Annotated in this window: 8 protein-coding genes; 4 read left to right on the top strand and 4 right to left on the bottom strand. The window is 58.9% G+C overall.

All coding sequences use genetic code 11. From position 1 onward, the window contains the following. Positions 1-310: 310 nt before the first annotated feature. Positions 311-1963: an alpha-L-arabinofuranosidase gene (locus IPM39_13765; protein ID MBK8987122.1), complete on the bottom strand. Its 1653-nt coding sequence runs from the start codon at positions 1961-1963 to the stop codon at positions 311-313. Between the two features lie 142 nt (positions 1964-2105). On the opposite strand from IPM39_13765, the gene aspS reads away from it, so the two are divergent. Continuing rightward, a complete protein-coding gene (aspS, locus tag IPM39_13760; protein ID MBK8987121.1) occupies positions 2106-3890 on the top strand; it encodes an aspartate--tRNA ligase in 1785 nt (594 codons plus the stop codon). 88 nt (positions 3891-3978) lie between these two features. Here aspS and IPM39_13755 read toward each other — a convergent pair whose 3' ends face one another. From IPM39_13755 to IPM39_13745, 3 genes are all read right to left on the bottom strand, one after another. Beyond that, positions 3979-4539 carry a Uma2 family endonuclease gene (locus IPM39_13755; GenBank protein MBK8987120.1) on the bottom strand — a complete coding sequence of 187 codons (561 nt, stop codon included), beginning with the start codon at positions 4537-4539 and terminating at the stop codon, positions 3979-3981. A 270-nt stretch (positions 4540-4809) separates the two neighbouring features. Further along, positions 4810-6342, bottom strand: a complete 1533-nt coding sequence (locus IPM39_13750; protein ID MBK8987119.1) for an MFS transporter — start codon at positions 6340-6342, stop codon at positions 4810-4812. A 135-nt stretch (positions 6343-6477) separates the two neighbouring features. Continuing rightward, positions 6478-6756, bottom strand: coding sequence for a NifU N-terminal domain-containing protein (locus tag IPM39_13745; GenBank protein MBK8987118.1), 279 nt, complete (start codon positions 6754-6756; stop codon positions 6478-6480). Positions 6757-6990: 234 nt separating this feature from the next. Between IPM39_13745 and IPM39_13740 the strand changes: the two genes are divergently transcribed. The 3 genes from IPM39_13740 to IPM39_13730 all read left to right on the top strand — a co-directional run bounded on the left by IPM39_13740 (position 6991) and on the right by IPM39_13730 (position 12333). Continuing rightward, positions 6991-10290 (top strand): PAS domain S-box protein, encoded by a 3300-nt coding sequence (locus IPM39_13740; protein MBK8987117.1) that lies wholly within the window; start codon positions 6991-6993, stop codon positions 10288-10290. Between the two features lie 274 nt (positions 10291-10564). Continuing rightward, positions 10565-11413, top strand: coding sequence for a hypothetical protein (locus IPM39_13735; GenBank protein MBK8987116.1), 849 nt, complete (start codon positions 10565-10567; stop codon positions 11411-11413). A gap of 95 nt (positions 11414-11508) precedes the next feature. Next, a complete protein-coding gene (locus tag IPM39_13730; GenBank protein ID MBK8987115.1) occupies positions 11509-12333 on the top strand; it encodes a transglycosylase SLT domain-containing protein in 825 nt (274 codons plus the stop codon). The last annotated feature ends 36 nt before the right edge of the window (positions 12334-12369 follow it).

Genomic DNA, 12369 nt, shown 5'->3' with positions numbered 1-12369 from the left:
GAAGGGTTGTCAAAGATTACGCAGATTTCGGCATGGTTCATTCCAGGCGATATTGTGCTTTACAAATTTGGCAAGAAAGCGCGTCATGCTGAGGTCCCCCGAAGCATCCCCCTCCTCTGGCGGGAGCGGGATGCTTCGCTCCGAAGACTCCGCTCAGCATGACAACGCAGCGCAAATTTGTAAAGAAGATGTCTTGCTTGATGAACCATGCCCAGATTTCACAGATTGAAGATAAAGATCTGCGTAATCTTTGACAATACTCTTGTTCGCTGCGCAAACAAGTTGGCTCGTAAGGTACTCATCGGGCTGGTTATGGCTCCAGCCGCAGCAGGGTAATGGAATAAGGAGGGAAGGTATAGCTAAACGGGTTGCTCAATTCGGCCAAGGGGGTAGAGGGCGCGTCGGACAGGTCATCGGCGGGATCGCTGACGCCGTTAAATGTCACAATCTGGCTGTCCAGCGCCGGGGCGACGGCTACGTCGGCCAATCCGCTGCGAAAGGCTGGCGGGCCGCCGTTGACGGCGACATCGGTGGTGATCGGTTCGCCGGTTTTGTTGATGACCAGCAGGGAGAAACGGCCGTCACCCATCAGCCCACCATAGGCGCTCAACGTCGTATCAGCCGCGAAGGAAGAATTGACGGGCAGCAGCCGCGAACCAAACCGCGCCCACAGCGGAAAGACATAATACTGCGGCGACCGCGCCAGGGTGTCTACATTCATCAGCCCGTAATCTGTGCCATTGCCCGCCTGCCCGTTGGCTAAATCCCACTGGTTCGCCAGGCTAAACCCATGCGTCGCCATCTGGCCGATGGTATCGGCCATAAACAACATGTTGACGGCGCGGGTCATCCACTGCGCGTTATCCTGGTCTTGAACCGAGAACAAATTGTATTCGGTGACGGCGATAGGCAGGCGACGGCCGTTGGCATACCGGTCAAACGCCCGCTGCACGTCGGCCATCATCGGCTGCCAGACCGCCTGGGGTTGGGCCAGAGCCGCCTCATAACTGCGCGGCGGCTCAAAATAGGCGTATTGGTGGATGATGTAAAAGTCCATCACCGCGCCGGCCTCTTCGATGACCTCATTGCCCCAATTGCTCCAATCGCTCTGCACCGGCACGCCCACCGCGCCCACTTTGATGGAGCGGTCCACGGCGCGCATCGCTTCGCGGAATTCCAGGAAACCAGCCTGCCGCTCGGCGCCGCTGCCGAGGCCCTGGATGTATTCACGGCCGTCACAAGTCCATACATCTTCCCAGCCCCAGGACAGACACTCTGTGCCCTCTTTCCCGCCGTACACTTCGTTGCCAAACTCCCAATAGGTGATGGACAGCGGCTCCGGGTTGCCGTTGTCGCGGCGGAGCTGTGCCCACTGCCCCACCGTGCCCCAATCACGGCCGCGCACATCGGGACCAATCACCGTCTCATCGTCGGCTGCGCCGTTAAAAAAAGCCACCAGCGCCGCCGCTTCTTGCGGCGTGCCGTTAGGATTCACAATATACATCGCCGGGACGCCCGCCGCTCGGACAAAGTTGATGAAGTCGGTGGGCCGCAAAACACCCCAGTCCCAGGGGCATAGGTTGTCTATCTCGCAGGCGGCCCAATCGTAATAATTGCTCCAACTGCCGCCGGGAATGCGCATCAGGCTGACGCCAGAGGCGATGGTACGGTTGATAAAAGCGGGGTCTTCGACGCGCCCGGTTCCCAGCCAGGCCGGCAGATTGCTCCCCAGCAGGCGGGCGTCGAAGGGATGGAAATCGTCGGTTAGTTCGATGGTCAGGCCGTCAGCGACGGGTGGGGGTGGCAGGGGCGTGGGCACGGCCGTTTCTGGCGGGCTGGTGGGTTGGCTGGTTGGGGCGGCGCTGGCGGGGTTGGGAACGGCCGTAACCTCCGGCGCGCCACCACAAGCCACCAACACAATTAATCCACATAACAGGCTGAACAAAGAGATGAATTTGCACATAGGGCAGATTATACGCCAGGCGCCGAACAAACGGAAACCGGGCGCCGGGCGAATCGCTTGTTACCACCTGAGGCGCATGATAAAATGCGCTGACTTTAACAGGGCGCGATGAATTGCGCCCTGATTCGTGAGGAAGGAAATTATGCTCAAAACACATTCATGTGGCGAACTACGCGCCGAACAAATTGGACAAACCGTTACCCTGGCCGGTTGGGTTAACCGCCGCCGCGACATGGGCGGCGTTATTTTTATTGACTTGCGCGACCGCGACGGCAAAACGCAGGTCGTTGTCAATTCCGGCCGTTCCCAGGAAGCCTTCAACGTGGCCGAACAGGTACGCGGCGAATACGTGCTGCAAATTACCGGCGAAGTCTCCCACCGGCCGGCCGGGCTGGAAAACCCCGGCCTCGTCACCGGCGACATCGAAGTGCTGGCCGACAGCGTGACCATCCTCAATCCGGCCAAAACGCCCCCCTTCCTCATTGACCGCGACGAAGTGGTAGACGAAACCCTGCGCCTGAAATTCCGCTACCTCGATTTGCGCCGCGAAAAAATGCAGCGCAACCTGATGATCCGCCACCGCGCCGTCAAGTTCATCCGCGATTATCTGGACGAACGTGGCTTCATTGAGATTGAAACCCCTATCCTGTTCAAATCCACGCCGGAGGGAGCGCGCGACTATCTGGTTCCCAGCCGCGTGCATCCCGGCAAATTTTACGCCCTGCCGCAAAGCCCGCAGCAGCTTAAGCAGCTCCTCATGGTCGCCGGCTACGAGCGCTATTTCCAGATCGCCCGCTGTTTCCGCGATGAAGACCTGCGCGCCGACCGCCAGCCGGAGTTCACCCAGTTAGACATGGAAATGAGCTTTGTGGAGCGCGACGACATCTTGGACCTGATCGAAGGGCTGATGGTGGGCATGGTCAAACACACCAGCCTGGTTCCCCTAGCCCACGACGTTTTCCCGCGCCTCAGCCACTGCGAGGCGATGGAACGCTTCGGCACAGACCGCCCAGACATTCGCTATGGCCTGGAACTGGTAGACGTGTCCGACATTGCCGGGGCCAGCGCCTTCAAGGTCTTCGCCGAAAATGTGGCCGCCGGTCATCCGGTGAAGGCGATTTGCGTGCCGGGCGCGGGCAGCTACAGCCGCAAAGACATTGGCGAATTAGAAGAGATCGCCAAAGCCAACGGCGCGAAGGGGCTGGCGACGATGGCCCTGGACCCGGACAGCGGCGAGATGAAGGGCTTTATCACCAAGTTCTTCACCGTAGACCAACTGGTCGCCCTGACGGAGCGGCTGAACGCCCAACCGGGCGACTTGCTGCTGTTTGCCAGCGACCAGAAGTATGTGGTTTACAGTGTGTTAGGCGCGCTGCGCGACGAGTTGGGCACGCGCCTGGGCCTGAAGAACAGCAATACCCTGGCTTTTTGTTGGGTGATTGATTTTCCGCTCTTTGAGGAGCATCTGGAGGATGGGCATTACGCGCCCAGCCACCACATGTTCACTGCGCCCAAACGAGAACAGATTCCGCTGTTGGATACAAACCCTGGCGCGGTGTTGAGCGAGCAGTATGACCTGGTGTGTAATGGCTTTGAAGTGGCTGGCGGAAGTATTAGAATCCATGAACGGCCGTTACAACGCAAAATCATGGAACTCATCGGTTTCTCCTTTGAGGAAGCGATGGACCAGTTCGGCCACATGCTGGAAGCGTTTGAGTATGGCGCGCCGCCCCACGGCGGCATCGCCCCTGGCATAGACCGCCTGGTAGCCCTGATGGCCGGCGAACCCAACATCCGCGAAGTGATGGCCTTCCCCAAAACCGCCCAGGCCACCGACCTGATGTCGGACACGCCTTCGACAGTGGCGCAAAAACAGCTAGACGAGCTGCAAATTGCCCTGGCGCTGCGGGACAAACCGAAGGGCTAGAGCGAGAGCGAGAGCGAGAGGAAAGGCCCGGCAAACATAATCTGCCGGGCCTTTTTTGGTCCTGTTTTCAGGCGAAAAGTCAGGCGGATCAGGCAAATATCTCTTGGACGGGGACGGAAAAGCCGGGCAGAAGTTTTTCGCAGTCCAGATTGTCGTTGATGGTCAGGGTGCGCACGGCCGTAAGGGAATGATAGATGGTGATGGTGCGCGTGGTGGGGTAGACAATCCACACAACCTGCACGCCGTTTTCCAGGTAGTCCAGCAATTTGCCCTCAATTTCCGCCAGCGTTTCGCTGGGCGACACAACTTCCACCGCCAGGTCTGGCGGCCCATCAAAAAAGCCGGTGGGCGGCGTCGCCGCGCTCAACCGCTCTGCCCGCACAAAGGCCACGTCTGGCGCGCGCACGGTGTCTGGCTGGCGCTTGAGGACGAAGCCAGTTTCGGCAGCGTACACCCTGCCGAGTTTTTGTCGGCGGGTAAACTGCCCAAGCATGATCAAAATTGTGGCTGCAATTTCTCCGTGCATCTGTCCTGCTGGTGACATGGCAACAAATTCCCCCTCAATGAGTTCGCCGCGACTGGCTTCGGGCGAAAGTTGGGCCAGTTGTTCGGCCGTCATGGTGCGTTTTTTGCTTTTTTCCGCCAACATGCGTCTTTACCTCCCGGCGTTTGCCTGTCCTGCATTGTAGTGGGGCAGGCACAGGTGTGTCAAATTTTGCAGATAGGGCCTTAATGTTTAGTTTTCTGTAATGGTCATAGGTTAGTCAAACTCATCAAGTTAAGGACATCGCCTCGCATTGTCATTCTGAGCAGAGTCTGCGGAGCGAAGAATCCCTATCGGTTGACGGGAAAGGGATTCTTCCTCGAAGACTCGTCAGAATGACAACGATTCTACTAACGCTTGATCATTACAGAATCTTTAGTTTTCGGTCTCTGGTTTGAGAGTGAGGGCAATGAGCCAGGCCAGGGTGATGAGGAGCGCGGAAACAAGAAACGTCTCGGCCAGGACAGCGACGGTGACTTGGGTGAGGCCATCCACGATGGCTTGCTGGTAGCCGGGGTCGGTCAGCGGCAGGTCGGGCAGGGTGATCTGGCGGCGCAGCACGTCGAAGCGGCGCAGGCCCCAGGCTGTCAGGGCGGACAGACCCACGCTCATGCCCATGAGCCGCATCACAATGACCAAACTGGAGGCGATGCCGCGCTGGTCGGGTGGGGCGGCGTTGATGACGGCCGTGCCCACCGGCGCGATCACTAGCCCAAACCCCATGCCCAAAATGACCAACTGCCAGGCCATTTGCCCGTATGGGGTGTGGACGCCAACGGCCGTTGCCTGCCAACTGCTGCCCATCAACGCAAAAGCCACGGCGCACAATACCAAGCCGGCCAATGTCACCGGCCGATAGCTCCAGCGTTCAGTCAGACGGCCGCCCACGTAGGCCAGCAGGGCCATCGCCAACGTCATGCCGCTGAGCAGCCCCCCGCTGATCAGGGCCGCTTCGGCCACGTCTATCGCCAGCACGTTGATGATCAGCGGCACATTGACCATAACAATGATCAGCACACTGCCGATGAGGAAGTTGATGCCGACAGCCGGACTGAAATTGCGGCGACGGAAAAGGGAGAGGGGAAGAAGGGGAGAGGGGGAGCGGGGGAGAGCGGGAGAGAGGTGCGTTTCGCTGAAGAGAAAGAGGGCAAAGCTGAGGGCGGCGACCAGGAAGTAGGGCCAGGTGGGGGTCGGCGGATTGGCGTTCAGACTGGCGAAACCACCGGCGCTGCCCACGTCGCCGCTGTTGAGCAGGCCCAGGTTCAGGCTGAGCAGGGCGATGGAGAGGGTGACGACGCCCCACCAATCCATGCGCTCTTGGCGCACCGGGCGGGGCAAGTCGGCCAGCGCCCACCAGGCGGCGGCCATACCCAACAGCGCCAGGGGGATGTTCAGGTAAAACTGCCACTGCCAGCTCAAATAGCGGATGAGCAGCGCGCCGTACAGCGGCCCCCACACCCAACCGGCCGTGTCTATGGCGCCCAATGTCCCTAACGCCGCGGCGCGCTTTTCCTGCCGATATACATCACCGATTACGGCCATAGCCACCGGGACCATGGCGCCGCCGCCAACGGCCGTTAACACCCGCCCCGCCAAAAAGCTGTTAAAACTGCCCGCCAACGGGACCCAAATCGAACCGACCAGAAACAAGGCCAGCGCGCCGACATACACCACCCGCCGCCCCACAATGTCGCTCAGCCGCCCTACAAAAGGCATCACGACGACATAGGCGATGAGGTAGGCGTTGACAATCCAAGCGGCCTGGTCCAGCCCGGCCGGCAGTGGGATTCCCAGGTCGAATACGATCTGCCGCAGCATGGTGGAGACCACCGTCAGATCATCGGCGGCCACAAAGACGCCAAAGGCGACGACGGCGAGGATGGCGGTGGGGGAGGGTTTGCGGCGCATGGGTGAGGTGGGATGATTAGTTGGTTAGTCAGTTGGTTGGTTGGTTAAGTGATCATCTAGAAATTACATGGCCCAGATTGGACCAATCTAAAAAACAGGAAGTTATTCTTGGACCATTACTAACCAACTCTCTTCCTACAAGAAAAAGTCTTTGAGCGCCGCCGACAGGTCGGCGACGAGGTGATGCCAGGGGGTTTCGGGGGCGCGGATGAGGGTGAGGGCACGGCCGTTTAACGTCAGGTGGGCAATACCATCAATCGCCGATAGAGCCTGGGCCAACGGCGAACCTTCTTCCATTTCCTCCAGAGAAGCATAGGTTTCCATCACCCCGTCGGTAAGGCTCTGATTGGTGGTGACAAAAAGGGAACGGCCGTCATCGCCAAATTCCGTTTCAATCTCAATATACTCTGACATAGTCTTCTCGTGTGTACTTATCTATTTCGTAAGCCGTGTTCCGTAATCCGTAATCCGTTTACGGATTACGGGTCAAGGCTTACCATTATAACATCCCTACACACGGCCGTAACGGTCAAATTGCGATGCCTATTTGGGCATGTTATAATCCCTGCACGATTGTGAAGGTGCGATACAGTGCAAAAGCGTGTCGCGCCTGAGGCTAGAAGTAACGCGGCCCCCAAAAGGTACCCAATGCCACTAGAGCTATGGGGTGCGGCAGGCGAGATAGCCCTGGCACTGCCCAACCACCCACTCGAATACCTTTTGCTGCTCATTTATGTCGGGTTACTGGCGTATATCCTATACGCTTACCACAACGAAAGCCGCAAATTCGACCGACGGGAATGGAGCCTATTTGTCCTGCTGTCGGTCGCCGGATTCCTCACCAGCCAGTTGTTTCCCATCCGTCTGGCATTTGAAAACCAGTTGGCCCCGGCCGCCGTCGCCCAGAACCCGATGACGGTGCTGGTTCCATTTGCGGCCGTTCCCCTTCTCCTGGCTGCCGCCAGCCTGAATCCCCTGGCGGCGCTGGGCGTGGGACTGTTCACCGGGCTGGGCACGGCATTGGGCCAAACCCACCAGTTGTATGCTGTGTTTCATGGGGGATTCACGGCCGTCATCGCCACCTTCTTCTTGCGACAACATTACCAGGGCCGCCTGTTTCGTTGGCTGCGTCTGCCGGTAATGGCCGGACCACTCAGCCTGCTGCCGATGGCCGTACCGGTTGGTCTGGCAGCGTTTGTCGGCGCGGTGGGCGTAGTCAGCACGTTAACGGCCGTAGACCTGGCCATTTCCACCGCTACCGCCCATCTGCTGCCCCTGCTGCTGCAAGGGCTGCTGGGCGGGGTTATCGTCATGCTCATTTTGCTCGGCGTGCCCCAACTTGTTGCCCCAAGCCGCCCGCTCATTCCCACCCCCTGGCAGCGCAGCCTCCGTTATCGGCTGCTGACCAATTTTGTCCTGTTTGTTGGCCTGGTACTTATCTTGATGGTGTTTGTCGTCTACAACGTCGCCGTCAACGTCTCCACCCGCCTGGTGGTCAATCAGATGGCTCACGACGCCCAAACCGTCTCGACCCAAATCCCCAATTTTCGCGCCAATCTACAAAATCTGCTCACCCTCTACAACGACGATGAGCAGCTATTGGCGACCGATACAGCCGAATCCCAGAAAGTATTACAGCAGTTATTCCGCGTCAATCCCTTTTACCGCCGCATCTTGCTGGTGAACCAGGACCAAACCATCTCCGCCTTTTACCCGGAAGACGTGACCCAGGTAGCGCTGTCTGATCGGGAAAAGGTGGCAATCGCCGCCGCCCTCAACAGCAACCGGGCTGAAACCACCACCGCCCCCTCCGCCAACGATGAGTACGTGCTGAGTTTTGTCGCCCCGGTGTTAGCGGCCAACGGCGAACCGGTGGCGGCGCTGGTGGGGCGTGTGCCCTATTTATCGTTGAATGGGCTGATTGTGGGCATGGAAGGCGCTGTGGGGCGCGGAACCGGTTTCATTCTGGACGAAAACGAGCAAATTGTAGCCCACGCCGACGCCCGGCAGCTTTTGCAGACCTGGCGGCTGCCGGAAGAGATCGGCCGCGAAATTATCACCGGCGAGACCACGCCCGGCGTAGCCTACCAGGGACGTGAAGGGCAAACCAATGCCCGCGAACTGGTCTATTTTGTGCGCGGCGAGAGCCATCCCTGGACGGTGGTGATGACGGCGCCGTATGAGACGGTGCTGGAACTGGCGGTGAGCATTGGCGTGCCGCTGGCGATGGTGATGGTGTTGATTACGGCCGTCTTTTACGCCATCTTCGCCCTGATAGGCCGCGACATCACCCGGCCGATCACCGAACTGGTCAACGCCTCGGAGACACTGGCCGCCGGCGGCGCCTGGCGGCCAGAAACAGTGGAGCAGCGCGACGACGAAATCGGCCAGCTTACCAAAGCGTTCGCCCACATGCAGCGCTCCATCCGCCAACGACTGAATGAACTGTCGCTGCTGCTGGGCGTCAGCCACGATGTGTCGGCCAGCATAGACATGAACCAGGGGATGCCGGCCATCTTGCGCGGCGCGGTGCGCGGGACCGGCGCCGCCGGAGCGCGCGCCGTAATTACCAGCCCCACCGGCGGTTATCCGGTGACGTATGGCGAAGGGGCCGCCGCCAGCGAGATGGCCAGTTTGGATAGGCTGATTCGCAAGGCGCTGCGGCACAAGTCCGAACTACTGCTGGAGACGCCCCAGGAAATTCGGGCCGCGCTGCAACTAGATGAAACGGTCAATCTGCCGGTGACGGCGCTATTGGCGCTGCCGTTGGCGGCCAAAGAACGCTTTCAGGGGGTCGTGTGGCTGGGCTATCGTTCACCCCACGCCTTTGATTCGACGGAGCATAATTTGCTCAAAACGTTGGCCGGGCAGGCGGCCGTGTTGGTGGACAATGCCCGCCTCTATGCAACGGCCGAAAGCGGTCGGCGGCGTCTATCGGCGGTTCTGGAAAGCACTGCCGATGCGGTGATTGTGACCGACCGCACGCAGCGGATTGTGCTGATAAACCGGGCGACGGAGCAGCTTTTTAACCTGAAGACCAGCGAGGTTTACGGCCGTCCGGCGGCCGACGTATTAACCATCACGCCGCTGATTGAAGCGCTGACCAGCCCCAACGAACAGCAGCCCAACCGGGAAATTCCACTGGATGACGGCCGTGTCTTCTACACCAGCACCTCCACCATCATCGGCAGCGACAGCCAGATAATGGGGCGCGTCGCCGTGCTGCACGACATCAGCCACCTGAAAGAAATAGACGCCATGAAGTCCGACTTCGTCAGCACCGTCTCCCATGATCTGCGCAGTCCACTCACTTTCATGCGCGGCTACGCCACCATGCTGCCAATGGTTGGCGAGCTAAACGAGAAGCAGCAAGATTATGTGGACAAAATCATGGGCGGCATAGACCAGATGGCCAAGCTGGTCAACGACTTGCTGGACCTGGGCCGGATTGAATCGGGCGTAAAGCTGCGCAACCAGGCCATCGAAGTGGAGCCGCTGCTGGCCGACCTGTCCACAGAATTCTGGCAGCACGCCCACCTCAGCGGCATTAAACTAGAAATCGGTGTCCAGCCGGCAGAACTGGTACTCATCGCCGATAAACCCCTGCTGCGCCAGGCATTGACTAATTTGCTGACCAACGCCATCAAATACGCCCCAGGCAGCGGCCCGCTGAAGCTCTGCGCCGAACGCAAAAACAGCGAGGTCATCTTCAGCGTCACCGATCACGGCCCCGGCATCCCAGAACAAGACCAGATGCGTCTCTTTGAGCGTTTTTACCGGGTGAAAGAACGGGGCACAGAACGAGTAAAAGGGTCTGGCCTGGGCCTGGCAATCGTCAAATCTATTGCCGAACGGCACGGCGGCCGGGCCTGGGTTCAAAGCAAACGCGGCGAAGGCAGCACCTTTTACCTCGCCATTCCGCTCAATCTGAACGGGTACGACGAGTAAGATACGCGCGACCTTCGATTCCATTTCCCACAATCCTCAAACCTTCTCTCGCCCACTACCGGGCAAATCATCGCCAGACTTCGACAAGTAATGTCACAAATACAGAGCTGATTATTGACATGATAGAACGGGTGTGCTATAAAACATATGTTCTAATTATTCGGTCATCGGCGTAATCTGGCAGCGATAATAGAACAAATTGCACACTGTGATGAAGGAGAAGACAGACAAGACCGACCCTGGAGAAGGCGCTTGCTGTCATGGAGGAAGAATAATGCAAAACACACATGCGCGCAGTTCGTCTAACCCTTTTGGCCTGAGCTTGGACCAACAAAGGCTGCGCCTACCGCGTAAAGCAATGATCGGCGTTATCTTGATTGTGGCGCTGCTGGCGTTTGAGATTTTCAATTTTGATACGACCCGCTATGCGCTGCAAAATTTATTGGGTGAGGTGCAGTTCATTGGCCTGCAATGGGCGGCCATCCTGGCGGTTGCTTTCTGCGCCATTGACTTCGCCGGGCTGGTACGACTGTTCACGCCAGAGCAGGGCAGCGCCGAACCGAAAGAGGTGTGGTACCTAATGGGCGCCTGGTTGTTGGGCGCAACCATGAACGCCGTCATGACCTGGTGGGCCGTTTCGTTGACGCTGCTGAATCATGATTTTGGCAACGAAGTGTTGAGCCGGGGACAACTGCTGAAATACGTGCCTATTTTTGTGGCCGTGTTGGTATGGCTAACGCGCATTTTGTTTATCGGCGCGTTTACGGTGGCCGGCGAACACATTTTTGACTTTGGCAGCGCCGGGCAGACGGCGGCGAAGGCTGCGCCCTCGGCTCAGGTTCCCGCGCCGCGTCCGCTGCGGGCGGGCGGGCAGCCGGTACAGGCGGCTCCACCGCGACCACGCATGGCGACCAAACCGGCACAGGCCGCGCCGCGACCGACCGAGGTCCCGACATTTCTGGATGAATATGAACCGGTTCCGGCGCAGCCCACACGAGTGAATCCGGCGGTAAACAATGGCGGTGGAAATTCGCGTGTGCGCCAACGCCCGCCCGCGCCCAACCCGGGAATGCGCCGGGTGCCTATGAGCGGCGTCCAGGCACGGAGCCAGAATCAGCGTTAACGAGGTTGGCGATTTTATTAGTCGCTCTACATAGTCCGTACAGACGTGGCAGGTTTCCATGAGCCTGCCACGTCTTATCCGAGGAGGTTGCCGAAATGACTGTTTACGAGATCGTTGAAACGCCATTTACATCTGATTACGAGGGCGATGCGGGCTATGGCTATGACCCATTTATTGAAGCCCATTATGAATGGCAGAACCAGCGATTTGTTTACGGCCGTTCTCCCCTCGAACAGCCCTTTCTCATGGTTCCTATCTTGGTAGTCACGGTATTGGCGTTGATGGCGCTGTTTGTTTTTCCACGGCTGTTGGCCGGAATTGTGGTGGAAGCGAGTCCGGTGGTGACTGGTGAGACGTTGGGGGAAACGGCCGTTTCTACCACCCAAACCGAAGCGGTCGCCGACGCGCCCGCGGCCGCAGCTTCCGGCGCAATCGCCTCCCTATTTTCGCCGGAAATTCAGCATTGGGCGCCACAGATTGTCGCCTGGTCGGCCGAATTTGGGCTGGACCCAGACATCACGGCTACCATTATGCAAATTGAGTCCTGCGGCGATCCCAATGCCGTCTCCAGCGCCGGGGCGCAGGGCCTGTTCCAGGTGATGCCCTTCCACTTTACGGCCGGCGAAGTAATGCAAAACCCAGACACCAACGCCTTTCGTGGCCTGAAGTTCTACGCCACCATGCTGCAACATACCGGCGGCGACGTTTATCTCTCCTTTGCCGGCTATAATGGCGGCTACCGCGCCTCCGACAACCCATACGACAGTTGGCCGAACGAAACCAAACGTTATTTCTATTGGGCCAAAGGCATTTATGACGACGCCAAAGCGGGCAAACCCGACAGCGAACGTCTGAACGAATGGATGGCGGCCGGCGGCAGCGGCCTCTGCCGTCAGGCGTCTGCCCGGCTTGGCCTTTAGCTGCTGCTTCGTCCTCCCTCTCCATCGGAACGCCAA

The organism is Candidatus Leptovillus gracilis, from assembly GCA_016716065.1.
Lineage (GTDB): Bacteria > Chloroflexota > Anaerolineae > Promineifilales > Promineifilaceae > Leptovillus > Leptovillus gracilis.
This window is presented reverse-complemented; position numbering and strand designations above follow the sequence as displayed.

Excerpts from the sequence above, each read along its gene's own strand:
- IPM39_13765 (MBK8987122.1), bottom strand. The coding sequence starts at position 1,963 with ATGTGCAAATTCATCTCTTTGTTCAGCCTGTTATGTGGATTAATTGTG.
- aspS (MBK8987121.1), top strand. The coding sequence starts at position 2,106 with ATGCTCAAAACACATTCATGTGGCGAACTACGCGCCGAACAAATTGGA.
- IPM39_13755 (MBK8987120.1), bottom strand. The coding sequence starts at position 4,539 with ATGTTGGCGGAAAAAAGCAAAAAACGCACCATGACGGCCGAACAACTG.
- IPM39_13750 (MBK8987119.1), bottom strand. The coding sequence starts at position 6,342 with ATGCGCCGCAAACCCTCCCCCACCGCCATCCTCGCCGTCGTCGCCTTT.
- IPM39_13745 (MBK8987118.1), bottom strand. The coding sequence starts at position 6,756 with ATGTCAGAGTATATTGAGATTGAAACGGAATTTGGCGATGACGGCCGT.
- IPM39_13740 (MBK8987117.1), top strand. The coding sequence starts at position 6,991 with ATGCCACTAGAGCTATGGGGTGCGGCAGGCGAGATAGCCCTGGCACTG.
- IPM39_13735 (MBK8987116.1), top strand. The coding sequence starts at position 10,565 with ATGCAAAACACACATGCGCGCAGTTCGTCTAACCCTTTTGGCCTGAGC.
- IPM39_13730 (MBK8987115.1), top strand. The coding sequence starts at position 11,509 with ATGACTGTTTACGAGATCGTTGAAACGCCATTTACATCTGATTACGAG.